Here is a 19,980-nt window from a genome sequence, read left to right on the forward strand (position 1 = left end):
CTTTATGCCTGAGGGCAAAATTATTAAAGCATTAAGCGGATTTTATTATGTGCTTGATGAGTCTTTAGAAAGTGGAAAAGTGATTCAGTGCAGAGCAAGAGGCATTTTTCGTAAAAACAAAATCACACCTCTTGTTGGAGATTATGTTGTGTATCAAGCAGACAACGATAAAGAAGGCTACTTATTAGAAGTAAAAGAGCGGACAAATGAACTTGTTCGTCCGCCTATTAGTAACGTCGATCAAGCGGTGCTCGTTTTCTCTGCGACAGAACCAACCTTCAGCACATCGCTTTTAGACAGATTTCTAGTGCTTGTAGAAGCAAATGATATTGAGCCGATTATCTGTATCACAAAAGTGGATTTATTGAAAACAGATGAAGAGCGTGAAAGTATTCAAGGCTATGCAGAGGACTATCGGCAAATTGGATATGATGTTCATTTAACATCCACGATCGAGGGAGACGGAATTGAAAAGCTGACCCCGCATTTTCACAATAAGATCACTGTATTTGCTGGTCAGTCTGGTGTAGGCAAGTCCTCCCTTTTAAATGCGATGAGTCCTGATCTGGCGCTGAAAACCAATGATATTTCCTCCCATCTTGGAAGAGGGAAGCATACGACTAGACATGTCGAACTCATTCGTACAGCAGAAGGGCTTATTGCAGATACACCTGGCTTTAGCTCACTTGAATTTACCGGCATCGAAGCGGAAGATTTAGGTCTTTACTTTTTAGAAATCAAAGAGCGGAGTGCAGATTGTAAGTTTAGAGGCTGCCTGCACGTGAAAGAGCCAGGCTGTGCGGTAAAAGATGCGGTCGAACAAGAGCAAATCAAAGAGTATCGCTATCAGCATTATTTAGAGTTTTTAACTGAAATCAAAGACAGAAAGCCGAGGTACTAAATCATGGTTTATATTGCCCCTTCCATTTTATCAGCAGATTTCGCCAATTTGGAGAAAGATATCCGTGATGTGGAACAAGGCGGAGCGGATTACATTCATATCGATGTGATGGACGGCCATTTTGTACCGAATATCACATTTGGGCCGAATGTTGTGGAAGCAATCAGACCGCATACAAAGCTGCCGCTTGATGTTCACTTAATGATTGAGCAGCCAGACCGGTATATTCCTGCATTCGCCAAAGCAGGTGCTGACATTATTTCTGTCCATGTTGAGGCTTGTCCGCACTTGCACCGAACGATACAGCACATAAAAGAACAAGGTGTAAAAGCAGGTGTCGTCTTGAACCCGCACACACCTGTTTCTCAGATTGAGCATGTATTAGAGGATGTAGACCTTGTCTTATTCATGACGGTGAATCCTGGTTTTGGCGGACAGGCGTTTATTCCTTCTGTCCTCACGAAGGTAAAAGAAGTGAAGTCCCTTAGTAAACAAAAGGGCTTATCAGACTTACTCATAGAAATAGACGGCGGTGTCAATGTAGAGACTGCAAAGAGCTGTAAAGAGGCGGGCGCTAATTTACTTGTGGCCGGCTCAGCGGTATACGGTAAAGACAACCGTGCAGCTGCTATTCAGGCCATTCGAGAAGCGTAAAAAAAGGAACCAAAGTCACTCTGATCTTTGGTTCTTTTTACATGGAGAGGAGCGTATATCATGCACATACATATCGTAGCCGGCGGTCCTTTTGAATACATTCCGCCCCTTGAACATGAAGCATCACAGGATGATATTCTCTGGGTTGGTGTAGACCGGGGAACGCTCTTTTTACTAGAGCATGGCATCATGCCTGCCAAGGCTTTTGGTGATTTTGACAGTGTGACAGAAGAAGAGCTTTGCGAGCTGAAAAAGAAATTGCCTGCCTTGAATGTATTTCAGGCTGAAAAGGATGAAACCGATTTAGAGCTTGCGCTGAACTGGGCCATGCGCCAGCATCCAGCGCATATTTACATCTACGGCATTACAGGAGGAAGGGCTGATCATTTTCTAGGAAATATTCACCTTCTATATCAAGGCATTCAGCACAAGCAGAACATGACTCTTGTAGATAAACAAAATATCATTCAAATGTTTGGGCCTGGTACATACGAAATCAAAGAAGACCCTGATAAAAAATATGTGTCGTTTCTGCCCTTTGGTACATCGGTTGAAAAGCTGACATTAAAAGGTTTCAAATATCCTCTGAAAAATTGTCATATTGAGCCTGGTTCCACACTATGTATTAGTAACGAACTCATCCACTCAAATGGTACTTTTTCTTTTCATGAAGGCATATTAATAATGGTAAGAAGCAAAGATTGACCAACCTATCAATGTGGATGGCTGATTAAGCTCAATTGTGCTGCAAGCGGTACTTTTAGGAGGGGGACAAAATGAAATTTTATACAATCAAACTGCCTAGATTTCTTGGCGGCATTGTCCGTGCGATGCTTGGTTCATTTAAAAAAGATTAATGAGTAATCTCCTTTATTTCCACATAAAAACGCCTGCTACAGTTTATTGTAGCAGGCGTTTACTCTTGCTTATACACGCTCAACTTTACCAGATTTCAAAGCTCGAGCTGATACATATACTCTTTTAGGCTTACCGTCCACTAGAATACGAACTTTTTGAAGGTTCGCGCCCCATGTACGTTTTGTAGAGTTCATTGCGTGAGAACGGTTGTTCCCAGCTTTTGTTTTTCTGCCTGTAATAACGCATTTACGTGCCATTTGTTTCCCTCCTAACTGCGAAAACATCATCATATTCTTCATATACGTACTTAGAGATGCCTCAAGATACTTTAATAATTTACCACAGCTTCAAGGGGTTTGCAAGGATTGTTTACTCCTCTTTCAAGAAAAATACCTTGACATCTTGATAAAAAATCAAGGCTATAGTATAAGTAGGATTGGGTCGGATTGAATGATTTCTTTTAAAAAGAAGGGTCTTATAGTAAAATAGTGATAACTCAGGGCAATTTCTCAAAAAGGGGGAACCAATGTGTCCATTGAACTTAGAACGAAATACGGACAAATTGATATATCAAATGAAGTCATTGCAATGGTGGCAGGAGGCGCTGCGATCGATTGCTATGGTATTGTTGGCATGGCGTCCAAAAATCAAATCAAGGACGGTTTGACGGATATTCTCCGCAAAGAGAACTTCAGCCGGGGTGTTCTTGTGCGTCAAAAAGAAGACCGCATTCATATTGATATGTACATCATCGTCAGCTACGGTACAAAAATATCAGAAGTCGCACATAATGTTCAAACGAAAGTCAAATACACGATTCATCACACAATTGGACTTTCTGTTGACTCGGTCAACATTTATGTACAAGGAGTAAAAGTTACGAACCCGTAGTAAGGAGGAAATATATTGTCTATTAGAAATCTTGATGGCCGCTCATTTGCAAAAATGATTCTTGCAGGTGCTCACCATCTTTCTCAAAACGCACAAATTGTGGATGCGTTAAATGTTTTTCCAGTGCCAGACGGAGACACGGGGACAAATATGAATTTGTCGATGACTTCAGGGGCAAAAGCAGTTGAAGAAACAAATACCGATCATATTGGGAAGGTCGGCGTGGCTCTCTCGAAAGGGTTATTGATGGGCGCAAGAGGAAACTCAGGCGTGATCCTGTCACAGCTCTTTAGAGGTTTCAGTAAACATATTGAACAAAAAGAAACGATTGATGCAAAAGAATTTGCTCTTGCCTTACAGGCGGGTGTTGATACAGCATATAAAGCCGTGATGAAACCGATTGAAGGAACCATCTTAACGGTTGCAAAGGATGCAGCAAAGAAAGCGGTTGCTGTTTCAGCGGCAGAAGATCAAATTGACCGCGTTCTAGAGTTGACGATTGAGGAAGCAAGAGCATCACTTGATCGAACGCCAGATCTGCTTCCTGTCTTAAAAGAAGTGGGTGTTGTCGATAGTGGAGGTAAAGGACTTCTATGCGTATATGAAGGTTTCCTTGCTTCATTAAGAGGAGAAGAGCTTCCTCCTAAAGCGGCTTCTTTACCGACGCTAAAAGAACTTGTCAGTGCAGAGCATCATAAAAGTGCGCAAAGCCATATGAACACAGAAGATATCGAATTTGGCTATTGTACTGAATTTATGGTGAAATTTGAAGAAGACAAACAGTCCTTTGATGAGAATGCCTTCAGAGAAGACTTAAGTGAATTCGGAGATTCACTTCTTGTAGTGTCTGACGATACACTTGCGAAAGTTCATATTCATGCAGAGCAGCCGGGAGATGTTTTATCATATGCCCAGCGCTACGGCAGCTTGATTAATATGAAAATTGAAAACATGAGAGAGCAGCATAGCTCAATCGTAAACGAAGAAAGAGAACATGCACCTGCTGCACCAAAAGCACCTGCTGCTGAAAAACAGCGCTTTGGCGTCGTCAGTGTCGCAATGGGAGAAGGAATTGCTGACTTGTTCAAAAGCATCGGAGCTTCCGTCGTCATTGAAGGCGGGCAGACGATGAATCCGAGCACAGAAGACATTGTCACAGCAATAGAAAGCGTACATGCCGAAACCGTCTTTATCTTACCTAATAATTCTAATATTGTCATGGCAGCTAAACAGGCGGCAACTGTCTCAAACCGTGAGGTCGTTGTCATTCCGACGAAGACCGTTCCTCAAGGAATGTCGGCACTTCTTTCTCTCAATGAAGCAGCTTCAAATGAAGATAACGAAAGAGCGATGCTAGAAGCGATTGACCATGTGAAAAGCGGGCAAATTACCTTTGCAGTAAGAGATACTCAAATTGATGGAATCGACATTGCGAAAGGTGACTATATGGGTCTGTTCAACGGGAAAATCACCTTAACATCGAAAAATCAATTAGATGCAGCAAAAGAACTTCTCGCCAAAATGGTGACAGAAGATGATGAGATTGTCACCATCATTAAAGGGGAAGATGCATCAACTGATGAGCTGGATGCGTTACAAGCCTTTATTGAAGAAACATTTGAAGATGTAGAAGTTGAAGTCCACGATGGAAAACAGCCGCTTTATTCATATATTTTGGCGGTTGAATAACGAAAGAAGGGCAAATAAAGCCCTTCTTCTTCTTTTGCAATTTTTTACTAGCCATTCCACGGTGAAATGAGTTGCGGGAAACGAATGAATCCATTAGTCTAAAGAAAGAACCAAACCATACGTGAGTGGTGATGAGAGGGGAAGACCTATGAAATTTAGAAGTGTGTTTGATATTATTGGACCTGTCATGATTGGGCCATCAAGTTCGCACACAGCGGGTGCGGCTCGTATCGGGAGAGTAGCTCGCAGCTTATTTGGAAGAGAGCCGAAACGAATTGTCGTTTCATTTTATGGTTCCTTTAAAGATACGTATAAAGGACACGGTACAGATGTCGCCATTATCGGCGGTGTTCTTGATTTTGATACATTTGATGAACGAATCAAAACAGCGATCGATATTGCTAAAAGCAAAGAGATCGATATTGAATTTAAAGAAGAAGAGGCAGTGCCGGCGCATCCAAATACAGCAAAAGTAGAGATTTCAGATGCGAACGGAAGCCTTGAATTAATTGGCATTTCTATCGGCGGAGGTAAAATTGAAATCACAGAATTAAATGGCTTTGAGCTCAGGCTTTCAGGGAATCATCCTGCCATTCTTGTGGTTCATAACGATCGCTACGGGACGATTGCGGCAGTTGCCAATGTCTTAGCGAAATTCGCCATCAACATCGGTCATATGGAAGTGGCACGTAAAGATGTCGGGCAAGAGGCACTGATGACGATTGAAGTAGATCAAAATATTGACCCAGCGGTCCTATCAGAGCTTGAAACATTGCCAAACATTATTCAAGTCACACAAATTGCAGAGTAACAACAAGGAGGTTATGAATGATGTTTAAAAACGTCAAAGAACTCGTGCAGCTAACAGAAGAACGGAATACCTCCATTTCAGAAATTATGATTGTGCAAGAAATGGAAGTGACAGGGAAGTCACGTGAAGAAATTTTCTCCCAGATGTACCGCAACCTAGAAGTGATGGAGCAGGCTGTTGAAAACGGGCTGAAGGGTGTGAAATCATTATCAGGGTTAACAGGCGGAGATGCAGTCAAACTTCAAGCCTATATCGCATCAGGCAAAACGCTGTCTGGTCATACGATATTAGATGCTGTTAGTAAGGCTGTTGCAACAAATGAAGTCAATGCCGCAATGGGAACCATTTGTGCAACGCCTACAGCAGGCTCAGCAGGTGTTGTACCAGGTACGTTATTTGCAGTGAAAGAAACATTAAAGCCAACAAAGGAACAAATGGTCAGATTCCTGTTTACTTCTGGTGCATTTGGTTTTGTTGTGGCGAATAACGCCAGCATTTCTGGTGCAGCAGGCGGCTGTCAGGCAGAGGTAGGTTCTGCATCAGGTATGGCGGCAGCAGCGATTGTCGAGATGGCAGGCGGTACACCGCAGCAATCTGCAGAAGCAATGGCGATTACACTGAAAAATATGCTTGGACTTGTTTGCGATCCAGTAGCGGGACTTGTCGAGGTACCTTGCGTGAAACGAAACGCAATGGGTGCATCTAACGCCATGATCGCAGCAGACATGGCGCTTGCCGGCATCACAAGCCGCATTCCTTGTGATGAAGTCATTGATGCGATGTACAAAATCGGTCAAACGATGCCAACAGCTCTTCGCGAAACAGCCCAAGGCGGACTCGCTGCGACACCGACAGCAAGAGAGCTTGAAAAGAAGATTTTCGGAGGTGTGACCTCATCTCGTGATACAGAAACTGCAAGATAATGTCTCTGTCCTGAAGGGGATTGGAGAGGAAACCGAAAAAACACTCAATGAACTTGGAATCTACACAGTAGCCGATTTACTCGGCTACTTTCCTTATCGATATGACGACTATGAGCTTCGTAACTTAGAAGAAGTAAGGCATGACGAGCGTGTCACAGTTGAAGGGAAAGTACATAGTGAGCCCGTTCTCACCTATTATGGAAAAAAACGAAGCAGGCTGACATTCAGGCTGCTTGTCGGGCGTTTTCTCATTACAGCGATTTGTTTCAATCGTCCATATTTAAAACGAAACCTTGTGTTAGGTGATACAGTTTCCGTCACAGGAAAATGGGATAAAAACCGCCAATCTATCATGGTACAGGAATTTAAAAAAGGGACACACGAGCAAGATGGCAGTATAGAACCCGTTTATTCAGTAAAAGAAAATGTGACCGTGAAAATGATGAGACGCTTTGTGAAACAAGCTTTGTCACTTTATGCAGACAAAGCTGAAGATCCATTGCCAAAGCAGCTTGTCTCTGCTTATAAGCTCATGTCCTATCAGGAAGCGTTAAAAACCATTCATCTCCCAGAGACAAGAGACTCGCTCAAGCAAGCAAGACGACGTTTTGTGTACGAGGAATTTCTCATCTTTCAGCTGAAGATGCAGGCGATTAGAAAGAAAGAACGAGAGAGAACATCAGGCATCCAGCATCCGTTTTCCAAAGAAGCTGTTTTTGAGTTTGTTCACAGTCTGCCATTTCCACTGACAAAGGCACAATCAAGAGTGCTTGATGAAATCATGTCAGACATGGCGTCTCCATATCGAATGAACCGGCTGCTCCAAGGAGATGTAGGTTCAGGGAAAACAGCTGTTGCAGCCATTGCGCTTTATGCCGCTCATTTATCAGGTTTTCAAGGTGCATTAATGGTCCCAACAGAAATTTTGGCAGAACAGCATGCGGATTCGCTTTACCAGCTGTTTGAAAAATGGGGACTGAATATCGCCCTTTTGACAAGCTCTGTGAAAGGAAAGCGCCGCAGAGAATTGCTGGAACGTCTAAAAGAAGGTGAGATTGACATTTTAGTCGGCACGCACGCACTCATTCAAGACGAAGTCGAATTTCAGCAGCTCGGTCTAGTCATCACAGATGAGCAGCACCGGTTTGGCGTAGAGCAGCGGAAAAAACTGCGAAGTAAAGGGCAGGATCCGGATGTCTTGTTTATGACTGCTACACCTATTCCGCGAACACTTGCGATCACTGTCTTTGGAGAAATGGACGTATCCGTCATTGATGAATTGCCAGCTGGCAGAAAACAAATCGAAACGTATTGGGTGAAGCATGACATGCTTGAGAGAATTCTTGCTTTTGTGGATAAAGAGCTGAGAAAAGGCAGACAGGCATATATTATTTGTCCGCTCATTGAAGAATCAGACAAGCTGGATGTCCAAAATGCGCTTGATGTCCATAGCATGCTGACTGAAGCATACCGCGGTAAGTGGTCGATTGGCTTAATGCATGGGAAGCTGGCAAGTGATGAAAAAGATCAGGTCATGAGAGCCTTTACCGCAAATGAAGTGCAAATTCTCGTTTCGACCACAGTCGTTGAAGTCGGGGTCAACGTGCCGAATGCAACCATCATGGTTATTTATGATGCAGACCGCTTCGGATTGTCTCAGCTTCATCAGCTAAGAGGGCGGGTCGGCCGAGGAGAGCATCAATCATTTTGTATTTTAATGGCTGATCCAAAGTCAGAAACGGGAAAAGAGCGGATGCGGATCATGTCCGAAACAACCGATGGCTTTGAGCTGTCTGAAAAGGACTTAGAACTAAGAGGACCCGGCGACTTCTTCGGTAAAAAACAGAGCGGTATGCCCGAATTTAAGGTAGCAGATATGGTTCACGACTATAGAGCGCTGGAAACGGCTAGAAAAGATGCGGCAGACCTTGTCCAATCGGACGTCTTTTGGACTGATCCCGAATACAAAGAACTCCGGCAAACGCTGATAGACAGCGGTGTGCTGGGAGGAGATAAATTAAGCTGATCAAACGCTGGAGGAATTTTCTTGTCTTTTTGAAACAAGGATTGATTTATCATCTATGAGATTATATACTACTATTAGTACCTAGTCATAAATGTACGGATGGTGTCTGCATATGAAACTAAATAAAAAAGAACGTCAAAAGCTCCTCCAGCAAACGATCAGCTCGACTCCATTCATTACTGATGAAGAATTGGCAAGTAAATTCGGTGTCAGCATACAAACGGTTCGTCTTGATCGTTTAGAGCTGTCGATCCCTGAATTACGCGAAAGAATTAAGCATGTGGCCGAAAAGACATTAGAGGATGAAGTAAAATCACTTCCACTGGATGAAGTGATTGGAGAAATGATTGATGTAGAACTTGATGACCAAGCCATTTCCATTTTAGAAGTGAGAAAAGAGCATGTATTCAGCCGCAACCAAATTGCCAGGGGACATCATCTCTTCGCCCAGGCAAATTCGCTGGCAGTTGCCGTCATCGACGATGAACTGGCTTTGACAGCAAAAGCGAATATCAGGTTTACAAGGCAGGTGAAACAAGGCGAAAGAGTCGTCTCTAAAGCCAAAGTAGCCTCACATGATAAAGAAAAAGGAAGAACCGTAGTTGAAGTAAACAGCTATGTTGGTGAGGAAGTTGTCTTCTCAGGTGACTTCGTCATGTATCGCTCAAAACAAAAGTAAAAGGTGGCACGTAATATGAGAATTGCAGTCGATGCAATGGGGGGAGATCATGCCCCTAAAGCCATTATTGACGGTGTGCAAAAAAGCTTAACAGCATTTTCAGATATCGAGATTACACTTGTCGGCGATGAAAACAAAATCAAACCATACATAACAAACAACGATCGCATCACGATTTTAGATGCAAAAGAAGTCATTGAACCGACGGATGAACCAGTGCGTGCAGTTAGACGTAAAAAGGATTCATCCATGGTGAAAATGGCGCAGGAAGTTTCCGAGGGACGAGCAGATGCTTGCATCTCAGCAGGAAATACCGGTGCCCTCATGACAGCTGGGCTGTTTATCGTAGGCAGAATTGACGGTATTGACAGACCAGCCCTTGCCCCAACTTTGCCAACACTGGATGGCAGCGGCTTCTTATTACTAGATGTTGGTGCCAACGTTGATGCAAAACCAGAACATCTCGTGCAATATGCCATGATGGGATCCATCTACGCAGAGCGTGTCTTCCCAAAGAGCAATCCGCGTGTTGGACTGTTAAATGTAGGAACAGAAGATAAAAAAGGCAACGATTTAACGAAAAAAACCTTTGAATTATTAAAAGCATCAGACTTGAATTTCGTAGGAAATGTAGAGTCCCGTGACTTATTAGAAGGTGTTGCTGACGTTGTTGTCACAGATGGTTTCACAGGAAATATTGCGCTTAAAACAATTGAAGGCACAGCCCTTTCTGTCTTTAAAATGCTGAAAGAAACATTAACATCCAGTTTCACAGCAAAAATAGCAGCAGGCATGATGAAGCCGAAATTGATGCAGATGAAATCTAAAATGGATTACTCCGAATATGGCGGTGCCGCTTTATTTGGTTTAAAGGCACCTGTTATTAAAGCGCACGGCTCCTCTGATGAAAATGCCATTTTCCATGCAATTCGTCAGGCGCGTGATATCGTAGAAAAAGACGTTTCAGCTATCATTCATCAAGAAGTCCAAAAAGAAACGACGAAAGAGTCTTAATGGAGGTAAAGCAGCATGACTAAAATTGCATTTTTATTCCCTGGCCAAGGCTCTCAAAAAATTGGCATGGGAAAAGATTTATTTGACCAAGAAACAGTATCTAAAGCTGTATTTGAAGAAGCAGACAATACCCTCGGGTTTGATTTATCTTCTATGATTTTTGAAGGGGATGCAGAAGAACTGACGCTCACTTATAACGCGCAGCCAGCTCTTTTAACGACAAGTATCGCCATCTTAAAGAAATTTGAAGAGAGCGGAATCAAAGCCGATTATGCAGCAGGACACAGTCTTGGCGAATACACTGCCCTCGTTGCAGCAGGCGCACTTTCGTTTAAAGATGCTGTTTATGCAGTCAGAAAGCGCGGAGAATTAATGAATGAAGCTGTTCCAGCAGGAGAAGGCGCCATGGCAGCGATTCTCGGCTTAGACAAAGCGGCACTTGTCGAAGTGACAAAAGAAGTGACAGAGAGCGGTCACCTTGTAGAGCTCGCTAACTTAAACTGTCCTGGTCAAATCGTCATCTCTGGTACAGCAAAAGGGGTAGAACTTGCTTCAGAGAAAGCGAAAGAAAAAGGCGCTAAACGTGCAATTGCTCTTGAAGTGAGCGGACCTTTCCATTCTGCATTAATGAAACCAGCTGCTGAAAAATTTACAGATGTTTTGTCAAAGCTAGATATTGCGGATGCCAAAACTCCAGTCATCTCAAATGTAACAGCAGACATCGTGACATCTCGTGATGACATTGAGACAAAGCTCATTGAACAACTGTATTCTCCAGTTCGTTTTGAAGAAAGTGTGGAACGCCTCATTGATCTAGGCGTCACAACATTTATTGAAATTGGTCCTGGCAAAGTGCTTTCAGGTCTTGTGAAAAAAGTGAATCGCCGCCTGACGACGATTTCCGTTTCAGATCAAGAAACAATTGAAGCAGCCATTCAAACACTCAAGGGGGATTCTTGATGCTTACAAATAAAACAGCCGTTGTAACAGGAGCATCACGCGGGATTGGCCGTTCCATCGCGATCGATCTAGCGAAAAGTGGTGCAAATGTTGTCGTGAACTATTCTGGAAACGAAGCAAAAGCAAATGAAGTCGTCGATGAAATCAAAGCACTCGGCCAGCAGGCATTTGCTGTGAAAGCTGATGTCTCAAATGCTGAAGAAGTACAAGCCATGATGAAACAAGCGATTGATACCTTTGGTTCAATTGACATTCTTGTGAATAATGCAGGCATCACAAAGGACAACCTGCTTATGAGAATGAAAGAGAATGAATGGGATGATGTCATTAACATAAACTTAAAGGGTGTCTTTAACTGTACAAAAGCCGTGACACGTCAAATGATGAAGCAAAGAAGCGGAAGAATTATCAATTTGGCTTCAGTCGTTGGTGTGTGTGGAAACCCTGGACAAGCAAACTATGTTGCAGCAAAAGCTGGCGTCATCGGATTAACGAAAACAACAGCTAAAGAGCTGGCAACTCGTCACATTACAGTGAATGCAGTAGCACCAGGCTTTATTTCAACAGATATGACAGACAAGCTTGATGACAATGTACAGACGGAAATGCTTAAACAAATCCCGCTCGCACGCTTTGGTGCACCTGAAGATATTAGCAATGTTGTTGTCTTTTTAGCTTCAGAAGGAGCAGGTTATATTACAGGCCAAACCATCCAAGTAGATGGCGGAATGGTCATGTCCTAAGAAATATCAAAATTTCATTAGGTTTTCTCTAGTTTTTTAAAAACGAATCAACTATAATACTTTGAGGGGAGGTGAAAGGCAATGGCAGACGTATTAGAGCGTGTATCAAAAATTATTGTAGACCGCCTTGGCGTTGATGAGGCTGACGTGAAAATGGAAGCTTCATTTAAAGAAGATTTAGGCGCTGATTCCCTTGATGTAGTTGAGCTAGTTATGGAACTTGAAGATGAGTTCGATATGGAAATTTCTGACGAAGATGCTGAAAAAATTGCAACAGTCGGTGACGCTGTGAACTACATAAATAACCAGCAATAAGCGTAACAAAGTCCCGTCTACTTTCGACGGGACTTTGAAAATTTATGTTAGTTTCAACACATTCAGCTGATCAATTGTCAGCCTTTTTCAGATGCTGGGAGCAATGTTTCCCTGCATGTAGAAAGAGAGACTCCATATAATCAGTATCCTTAAAGGCGATTACGCCTACCTGGAGGTTGCTATGCCAAAACAATATAAAGACAAACAGAAACAGAGCAAAAAACTAGAGCAATTTAGAGAATTCCAGCAGCGCATTTCTGTACACTTTAAAAATGAAAAGCTTCTATATCAAGCTTTTACCCATTCCTCTTATGTGAATGAACACCGGAAAAAGCCATACGAGGACAATGAAAGACTTGAATTTTTAGGAGATGCTGTTTTAGAATTGACCATCTCTCAATTCTTATTTGCAAAATATCCAGCGATGAGCGAGGGAGATTTAACGAAACTAAGAGCGGCGATCGTATGTGAACCGTCACTTGTATCACTAGCACATGAGCTATCCTTCGGAGACCTTGTTCTTTTAGGAAAAGGCGAAGAAATGACAGGCGGTAGAAAACGTCCAGCACTCTTAGCGGATGTATTCGAGGCGTTTATCGGCGCACTTTATTTAGATCAAGGACTGGAGCCAGTTGAACGGTTCCTAGAAGCGTACGTTTATCCGAAAATTAATGATGGAGCGTTCTCGCACGTCATGGACTTTAAAAGCCAACTGCAAGAATTTGTGCAGCGCGATGGAAAAGGTGTGCTTGAATACCGTATCCTGCATGAAAAAGGCCCTGCACATAACCGGGAATTTGAAGCAAATGTATCCCTTCGAGGTGAAGTGCTCGGAATCGGAAATGGACGCTCTAAAAAAGAAGCAGAACAGCACGCTGCACAGGAAGCACTTGCTAAATTGCAGAAACATCATATGAACCAATAAAATCCCCCTCGTTATTCAGGGGGATTTCACTCTGTTTTCCATCATCTTTTTACACTTCATATGGTAAGATGATAGTACTTTAAATACATAAGGAGGATCACTCTCATGTTCCTCAAACGTTTAGACGTGATAGGATTCAAATCATTTGCACAGCGAGTGACCGTGGACTTTGTCAAAGGGGTCACAGCTGTTGTTGGACCAAACGGAAGCGGCAAAAGCAATATTACCGATGCCATCCGCTGGGTACTTGGAGAACAATCAGCGAAAAGCCTCCGCGGAGGAAAAATGGAAGATATCATTTTTGCAGGCAGTGACTCAAGGAAAAGAGTCAATCTAGCAGAAGTGACTTTAACATTAGATAACGAAGACCACTTTTTACCGATCGATTTTCACGAAGTCAGTGTGACAAGAAGGGTTTATCGTTCAGGAGAAAGTGAATTTCTCATCAACAATCAATCTGTCCGCTTAAAGGATATTATTGATCTTTTCATGGATTCAGGTCTTGGAAAAGAAGCTTTTTCAATCATCAGTCAAGGAAAGGTAGAAGAAATTCTATCAAGTAAGGCAGAAGAGAGAAGAAGCATCTTTGAAGAAGCGGCTGGTGTTTTGAAATATAAAACAAGAAAGAAAAAAGCCGAGAATAAACTGTTTGAAACGCAGGACAACTTAAACCGAGTAGAAGATATTCTGCATGAACTAGAAGATCAAGTAGAACCATTAAGAATGCAAGCCTCTATTGCAAAAGACTATTTGCAAAAAAAAGAAGAGCTTGAAAATGTCGAAATCGCCCTCACTGTCCATGACATCGAAGCACTTCATGAAAAATGGACAACACTTGGTGAAGCAGTCGAGCGCTTCAAACAAGATGAAATGAAGCAGTCTACAGATATCCAAGCAAAAGAAGCCAAAATTGAAGAATCGAGAGACCGCATTCAAGCGCTTGACGAATCAATTAATGACCTGCAAGAAGTTCTTCTTTTCACAAGTGAAGAGTTAGAAAAACTTGAAGGAAAAAAAGAAGTGCTAAAAGAACGGAAAAAAAATGCTGCCGCAAACCAAGGGCAGCTAGAAGAAACGCTCGTTCGCTTAACTGAAAAGCAGGCACTGTTAACCGAAAAGATTGAAAAGCAGAAAATCACGCGGGACAGCCTGCAAAAAGAAGTGCAGCAGCTAAAAGATGAAGTGAGCACAAAGCAGCATCAACTGTCGCTTCATAGTGAAGATGTGGAAGCTCAAATTGAACAGCTGAAAAGCGATTATTTTGATCTGCTCAATGAACAGGCTTCCATCCGTAATGAACGTAAATTACTAGAAGAACAGCAGCGCCAAGCGGCGATGCAGCTAGAGCGACTGACGCAAAATAACCAAAAACATATCGAAGAAAGAGTGTCTGTCAAAGAAAAGAAAACAGAGGCTGAGCAGCAGCTTTCAGCACTGGAAGAAGACATTCTGGCACAAGTCAAACGTTTTAGAGAAGCAGAACAAAAGCTTGAGCAAATGAAACGTCAATACGAGAAAAAAGAAACGGCTCTTTACCAAGCCTATCAATACGTACAGCAGGCAAAATCCAAAAAAGAGATGCTTGAATCCATGCAGGAAGACTTCTCAGGCTTTTTCCAAGGAGTGAAAGAGGTCTTAAAGGCAAAAGAACGGTTAGGCGGTATTCACGGTGCTATTGCAGAGCTGATTCAAACGGATCAGCAGTATGAGACAGCGATTGAAATTGCGCTAGGTGCAGCAACGCAGCACGTCGTCACAGAAAATGAAGCAGCTGCGAGACAAGCGATTGGATACTTAAAGCAGCATTCCTTTGGACGTGCAACCTTCCTGCCAATGAACGTCATCAAAGAAAGAACCATTCAGCTCAGAGATGTCCAAACAGCAGAGCAGCACGCTGCATTTATCGGTGTAGCGAGTCACCTCGTTTCCTTTGACGAAAAGTATCAAAAGGTGATTCAGAATTTACTTGGAACTGTGCTGATCGTTAGAGACTTAAAAGGCGCCAATGAATTGGCAAAAATGCTTGGACATCGTTACCGTATCGTGACTCTTGATGGAGATGTCGTAAACCCCGGCGGTTCAATGACCGGTGGCGGCGTAAAGAAAAAGAACAACTCTCTTCTTTCAAGAAACCGGGAGATCGAAACGTTAACAAAGCAGCTCGTTGAAATGGAAGAGAAAACAACGATCCTTGAAAAAGAAACAAAAGAAACGAAGCAATTGATCGGAGCAAACGAAAGCCAATTAAACGAACTGCGCCAGCGCGGCGAAACGCTTCGTGAAAAGCAGCAAGAACTCAAAGGAAAGCTATACGAACTGCAAGTTGCAGAAAAAAATATCAATGCTCATCTTGAGCTCTATGATCAAGAAAAAGAAGAATTGCAGCAGCGTTCTACTGAACTTGCGGATAAGGACAAAAAGCAGGTTACTCTTGAAGCCTCTATAGGTGAAAAATTGACGGCTCTTGATCAAGAGATCAATACATTAACAAAGCGTAAGCAGACGCAAAGCTCAACGAAAGAAACCATTTCTGCCGAATTAACAGAGCTGAAAATCTCGCTTGCCAAAAAAGATCAGTCCTTAGCCAATGAACAAGAAAAGCTTTCGAGCTTAATGGCTGAATTAGAAGAGGCTGAACAGACGCTGATGGAAACAAAAGAAGATCTGTCACTCTTAACAAGTGAAATGTCATCTAGTTCAAGCGGAGCCGAACAACTGGAAGAAGCGGCGAAAGAGAAGCTGGAAAACAAAAACAAAACAACCGCACTCATTTCAGAGCGTCGTAAGCAGCGTCTTGCTCTTTCTGAAACATTAGAATTCGCTGAACGTGAACTTAAAGAACAAAAGCGTTTGTACAAGCAGCTCACCACAAGCTTAAAAGATGAAGAGATTAAGCTAGGCCGTATGGAAGTCGAGCTTGATAACCTGATTGCTTATCTGAACGATGAATATTCTCTTTCGTTTGAAGGAGCAAAAGAGATGTATCAGTTGACGTTATCGCCAGATGAAGCAAGAAAACGAGTGAAGCTGATCAAACTAGCGATTGAAGAGCTTGGAACAGTAAATCTAGGCAGCATTGACGAGTATGAACGTGTCAATGAACGCTATCTCTTCTTAACAGAGCAGCGAAATGATCTGACAGAAGCGAAAAATACATTATTCCAAGTCATCGAAGAAATGGATCAAGAGATGACAAAGCGCTTCTCTGAGACATTCTCTCAAATTCGCGGGCACTTTGAATCTGTATTCCAAGCATTATTTGGCGGCGGAAGAGCTGATCTTAAGCTGACAGATCCAAATGATTTGCTCAACTCTGGCGTTGATATTGTCGCGCAGCCGCCAGGGAAAAAACTGCAAAACTTAAGCCTGCTTTCAGGCGGAGAGAGAGCCTTAACAGCGATCGCTTTACTATTCTCTATTTTAAAAGTGAGACCTGTTCCATTCTGCGTATTAGATGAGGTAGAAGCGGCGCTTGATGAAGCGAATGTTTTCCGTTTTGCGCAATATTTAAAGAAATACAGCCAGGAAACACAGTTCATTGTCATTACGCACCGCAAGGGAACAATGGAAGAAGCCGATGTGCTCTACGGTGTGACCATGCAGGAATCAGGTGTTTCTAAGCTTGTATCTGTCAAATTAGAAGAAACGAAAGAGCTTGTCCAGTAATTAAAGGAGGTTTTTGAACCAATGAGCTTTTTTAAGAAATTAAAAGAAAAATTTACGCAGCAAACCGATTCAGTATCAGAAAAGTTTAAAGATGGACTCGAAAAAACGAGAAACTCCTTCCAAGGAAAAGTAAATGAACTGATTTCTCGCTACCGCAAAGTCGATGAAGACTTTTTTGAAGAGCTGGAAGAGGTTCTAATCGGTGCTGATGTCGGTTTCACAACTGTGATGGAACTGATTGATGAGCTGAAAAAAGAAGTGAAATTAAGAAACATTCAAGACCCAAGTGAAGTACAAGCGGTGATTTCTGAAAAACTGGTTGACATCTACAATAGCGGAGAGGAACAAATTTCTGCGCTGAACATTGAAGACGGGCGTTTGAATATCATTTTGTTTGTAGGCGTCAACGGTGTTGGGAAAACAACGACTATCGGTAAGCTTGCAAACAAGCTGAAAAATGAAGGGAAATCCGTTATTTTAGCAGCAGGTGATACGTTCCGTGCCGGTGCGATCGAGCAGCTTGAAGTTTGGGGAGAGCGTTCAGGTGTTCCTGTCGTCAAACAAACAGCAGGCTCTGATCCAGCAGCGGTGATCTATGATGCCGTCCAATCAGCAAAAGCGAAAAATGCAGATGTCCTCATCTGCGATACAGCAGGAAGACTTCAAAACAAAGTCAACTTGATGAAAGAGCTGGAGAAAGTCAAGAGAGTCATTGAACGCGAGGTTCCAGATGCACCTCATGAAGTATTGCTCGCTCTTGATGCGACAACAGGTCAAAACGCCATGGCACAAGCCAAGGAATTTTCTAAAGCGACAAATGTGACAGGGATTGCTTTAACAAAGCTTGACGGTACTGCAAAAGGCGGAATTGTTCTTGCGATTCGAAATGAGCTGAACATTCCAGTAAAGCTTGTCGGTTTAGGTGAAAAGGTGGACGATTTGCAAGAGTTTGATGCAGAATCGTATGTGTATGGATTATTCTCAGACGTAATTGATCAACAAGACTAACAAAAAAATGCCGGCAAAACTGCTGGCATTTTTATTTATACGTAGCTTCATGAAGTGACAAGATAAAAACTTGACACACAGCAGAGAACCGTGTAAACTTAGTTGATGTAAAGGGAATGAACTTAACAAAGGGGAGAGAGCCCATGACGCTTGAAAAAACAACGAGAATGAATTACTTGTTTGACTTCTATCAATCGTTGTTGACCGCAAAGCAAAAGAGCTACATGTCGCTTTACTACCTAGACGATTTTTCCCTCGGTGAAATTGCGGATGAATATGAAGTATCAAGACAGGCTGTTTATGATAATATTAAACGGACTGAAGCGATGCTTGAACAATATGAAGAAAAGCTGCTCTTGTTTAAGAAATTTAAAGAGCGTAAAGAACTTCTCAAAAAAATGAGAGAGCTTGTAGCTGATTCTGCGCAAACGGAAGAAGCAGAAGCTTTAATTGAATCGCTTGAGAAATTAGATTAGGAGGCGGCACAGTATGGCATTTGAAGGATTAGCCGACCGACTGCAGCAGACGATTTCAAAAATCCGCGGCAAAGGAAAAGTGTCAGAGCAAGATGTAAAAGAAATGATGCGCGAGGTACGCCTTGCCCTTCTTGAAGCTGACGTCAATTTTAAAGTAGTCAAAGACTTTGTGAAAAAAGTAAGTGAGCGGGCAGTTGGACAAGAGGTCATGAAAAGCCTTACCCCTGGACAACAGGTCATTAAAGTTGTAAAAGAAGAACTCACTGAATTAATGGGCGGAGAAGAGAGTAAGATCGCTGTAGCGAAAAAATCTCCAACAGTCATTATGATGGTTGGTCTTCAAGGGGCAGGTAAAACAACCACAACTGGGAAGCTTGCCAATTTACTTCGCAAAAAACATAATCGCAAGCCGATGATGGTGGCTGCTGATATTTATAGACCAGCAGCGATCCAGCAGCTTCAAACGCTTGGGAAACAGCTTGATATGCCGGTGTTTTCATTAGGTGATCAAGTCAGCCCTGTCGAAATTGCCAAACAGGCAATTGAAAAAGCGAAAGAAGAACACCATGATTATGTCATTTTAGATACAGCAGGACGTCTTCATATCGATGAAGAATTAATGGATGAACTTCAAAAAGTAAAAGAAGTAGCGAATCCAGAAGAAATTTTCCTAGTTGTTGACTCTATGACTGGTCAAGATGCTGTCAATGTCGCAAAAAGCTTTAATGAACAGCTTGGTTTAACAGGTGTTGTTCTCACAAAACTAGACGGTGATACAAGAGGCGGTGCAGCCCTTTCTATTCGAGCTGTCACCAATACTCCGATTAAATTCGCTGCACTAGGAGAAAAGCTTGATGCAATTGAACCATTCCATCCGGAGCGGATGGCATCAAGAATTCTTGGCATGGGAGATGTGCTGACCCTTATCGAAAAAGCACAGGCAAACGTCGACCAAGATAAAGCGAAAGAGCTTGAGCAAAAAATGCGGACAATGAGCTTCACGCTCGATGATTTCCTCGAGCAGCTTGGCCAAGTTCGAAATATGGGTCCTCTTGATGAACTGATCCAAATGATGCCGGGAGCCGGTAAAATGAAAGGGCTCAAAAACGTCCAAGTGGACGAAAAGCAGCTCAATCACATCGAAGCGATCATTAAATCAATGACGACTCAGGAAAAAGAACAGCCAGAGGTCATCAATGCAAGCCGAAGAAAACGGATTGCAAAAGGAAGCGGAACATCTGTACAGGAAGTCAATCGCCTTTTAAAGCAATTTGATGAAATGAAAAAGATGATGAAGCAAATGACCAACATGTCCAAAGGAAAGAAAAAGGGCTTTAAATTACCATTTATGTAATTGGTTATACATGATAAAACCGTTGTTAAGAAAAAACACTTTACAAACCCTTTTATCATTGTTAATATACTATCTTGTTGAAATATT

Annotated in this window: 20 protein-coding genes; 19 read left to right on the plus strand and 1 reads right to left on the minus strand. The window is 42.5% G+C overall.

All coding sequences use genetic code 11. From position 1 onward, the window contains the following. Nucleotides 1-4: 4 nt before the first annotated feature. From rsgA to spoVM, 4 genes are all read left to right on the plus strand, one after another. Complete coding sequence (gene rsgA, locus AC20OE_RS12855; RefSeq protein WP_058837719.1) at nt 5-901, plus strand: ribosome small subunit-dependent GTPase A; 897 nt, start codon at nt 5-7, stop codon at nt 899-901. Between the two features lie 3 nt (nt 902-904). Next, nucleotides 905-1,555 carry a ribulose-phosphate 3-epimerase gene (gene rpe, locus AC20OE_RS12860; protein WP_058837718.1) on the plus strand — a complete coding sequence of 217 codons (651 nt, stop codon included), beginning with the start codon at nt 905-907 and terminating at the stop codon, nt 1,553-1,555. 60 nt (nt 1,556-1,615) lie between these two features. Next, on the plus strand, nt 1,616-2,260 hold the full coding sequence (locus AC20OE_RS12865; RefSeq protein WP_058837717.1) for a thiamine diphosphokinase: 645 nt from the start codon (nt 1,616-1,618) through the stop codon (nt 2,258-2,260). A 71-nt stretch (nt 2,261-2,331) separates the two neighbouring features. After that, nucleotides 2,332-2,412 (plus strand): stage V sporulation protein SpoVM, encoded by an 81-nt coding sequence (gene spoVM / locus AC20OE_RS12870; RefSeq protein ID WP_008354550.1) that lies wholly within the window; start codon nt 2,332-2,334, stop codon nt 2,410-2,412. A 69-nt stretch (nt 2,413-2,481) separates the two neighbouring features. Here spoVM and rpmB read toward each other — a convergent pair whose 3' ends face one another. After that, nucleotides 2,482-2,670 (minus strand): 50S ribosomal protein L28, encoded by a 189-nt coding sequence (gene rpmB / locus AC20OE_RS12875; protein WP_003212514.1) that lies wholly within the window; start codon nt 2,668-2,670, stop codon nt 2,482-2,484. A 271-nt stretch (nt 2,671-2,941) separates the two neighbouring features. Between rpmB and AC20OE_RS12880 the strand changes: the two genes are divergently transcribed. The 15 genes from AC20OE_RS12880 (at nt 2,942) to ffh (ending at nt 19,893) form a co-directional block, all read left to right on the plus strand. Next, on the plus strand, nt 2,942-3,304 hold the full coding sequence (locus AC20OE_RS12880; RefSeq protein WP_008344871.1) for an Asp23/Gls24 family envelope stress response protein: 363 nt from the start codon (nt 2,942-2,944) through the stop codon (nt 3,302-3,304). Nucleotides 3,305-3,319: 15 nt separating this feature from the next. Next, the gene (locus AC20OE_RS12885) at nt 3,320-4,993 is read left to right on the plus strand and encodes a DAK2 domain-containing protein (RefSeq protein ID WP_059375070.1); all 1,674 of its coding nucleotides are present in this window, start codon (nt 3,320-3,322) and stop codon (nt 4,991-4,993) included. Between the two features lie 148 nt (nt 4,994-5,141). Then, nucleotides 5,142-5,804 (plus strand): L-serine ammonia-lyase, iron-sulfur-dependent subunit beta, encoded by a 663-nt coding sequence (sdaAB, locus tag AC20OE_RS12890; RefSeq protein ID WP_024424201.1) that lies wholly within the window; start codon nt 5,142-5,144, stop codon nt 5,802-5,804. 20 nt (nt 5,805-5,824) lie between these two features. Then, the gene (gene sdaAA / locus AC20OE_RS12895; protein WP_024424200.1) at nt 5,825-6,727 is read left to right on the plus strand and encodes an L-serine ammonia-lyase, iron-sulfur-dependent, subunit alpha; all 903 of its coding nucleotides are present in this window, start codon (nt 5,825-5,827) and stop codon (nt 6,725-6,727) included. After that, the gene (gene recG, locus AC20OE_RS12900) at nt 6,705-8,753 is read left to right on the plus strand and encodes an ATP-dependent DNA helicase RecG (protein WP_058837716.1); all 2,049 of its coding nucleotides are present in this window, start codon (nt 6,705-6,707) and stop codon (nt 8,751-8,753) included. The genes sdaAA and recG overlap by 23 nt, the downstream gene beginning before the upstream one ends. A gap of 112 nt (nt 8,754-8,865) precedes the next feature. After that, nucleotides 8,866-9,432 (plus strand): transcription factor FapR, encoded by a 567-nt coding sequence (fapR, locus tag AC20OE_RS12905; protein ID WP_024424199.1) that lies wholly within the window; start codon nt 8,866-8,868, stop codon nt 9,430-9,432. 15 nt (nt 9,433-9,447) lie between these two features. Then, nucleotides 9,448-10,446 carry a phosphate acyltransferase PlsX gene (plsX, locus tag AC20OE_RS12910; RefSeq protein WP_024426965.1) on the plus strand — a complete coding sequence of 333 codons (999 nt, stop codon included), beginning with the start codon at nt 9,448-9,450 and terminating at the stop codon, nt 10,444-10,446. A 15-nt stretch (nt 10,447-10,461) separates the two neighbouring features. Then, nucleotides 10,462-11,406 carry an ACP S-malonyltransferase gene (fabD, locus tag AC20OE_RS12915; protein WP_058837715.1) on the plus strand — a complete coding sequence of 315 codons (945 nt, stop codon included), beginning with the start codon at nt 10,462-10,464 and terminating at the stop codon, nt 11,404-11,406. After that, the gene (gene fabG, locus AC20OE_RS12920) at nt 11,406-12,149 is read left to right on the plus strand and encodes a 3-oxoacyl-[acyl-carrier-protein] reductase (RefSeq protein WP_039178486.1); all 744 of its coding nucleotides are present in this window, start codon (nt 11,406-11,408) and stop codon (nt 12,147-12,149) included. The genes fabD and fabG overlap by 1 nt, the downstream gene beginning before the upstream one ends. Nucleotides 12,150-12,230: 81 nt before the next feature. Then, a complete protein-coding gene (gene acpP / locus AC20OE_RS12925) occupies nt 12,231-12,464 on the plus strand; it encodes an acyl carrier protein (protein ID WP_008344853.1) in 234 nt (77 codons plus the stop codon). Nucleotides 12,465-12,645: 181 nt separating this feature from the next. Beyond that, the gene (gene rnc, locus AC20OE_RS12930; RefSeq protein ID WP_008344850.1) at nt 12,646-13,389 is read left to right on the plus strand and encodes a ribonuclease III; all 744 of its coding nucleotides are present in this window, start codon (nt 12,646-12,648) and stop codon (nt 13,387-13,389) included. A gap of 105 nt (nt 13,390-13,494) precedes the next feature. After that, nucleotides 13,495-17,055 carry a chromosome segregation protein SMC gene (smc, locus tag AC20OE_RS12935; protein WP_372555900.1) on the plus strand — a complete coding sequence of 1,187 codons (3,561 nt, stop codon included), beginning with the start codon at nt 13,495-13,497 and terminating at the stop codon, nt 17,053-17,055. Nucleotides 17,056-17,076: 21 nt separating this feature from the next. Further along, on the plus strand, nt 17,077-18,063 hold the full coding sequence (gene ftsY, locus AC20OE_RS12940; RefSeq protein ID WP_024424194.1) for a signal recognition particle-docking protein FtsY: 987 nt from the start codon (nt 17,077-17,079) through the stop codon (nt 18,061-18,063). Nucleotides 18,064-18,206: 143 nt separating this feature from the next. Next, nucleotides 18,207-18,539, plus strand: a complete 333-nt coding sequence (locus AC20OE_RS12945; protein ID WP_012009935.1) for a putative DNA-binding protein — start codon at nt 18,207-18,209, stop codon at nt 18,537-18,539. A 13-nt stretch (nt 18,540-18,552) separates the two neighbouring features. Beyond that, entirely contained in the window at nt 18,553-19,893 is a 1,341-nt protein-coding gene (ffh, locus tag AC20OE_RS12950) for a signal recognition particle protein (RefSeq protein ID WP_024426967.1), read from the plus strand. The last annotated feature ends 87 nt before the right edge of the window (nt 19,894-19,980 follow it).

The sequence above is a fragment of the Bacillus sp. SRI_025 genome, from assembly GCF_057592095.1.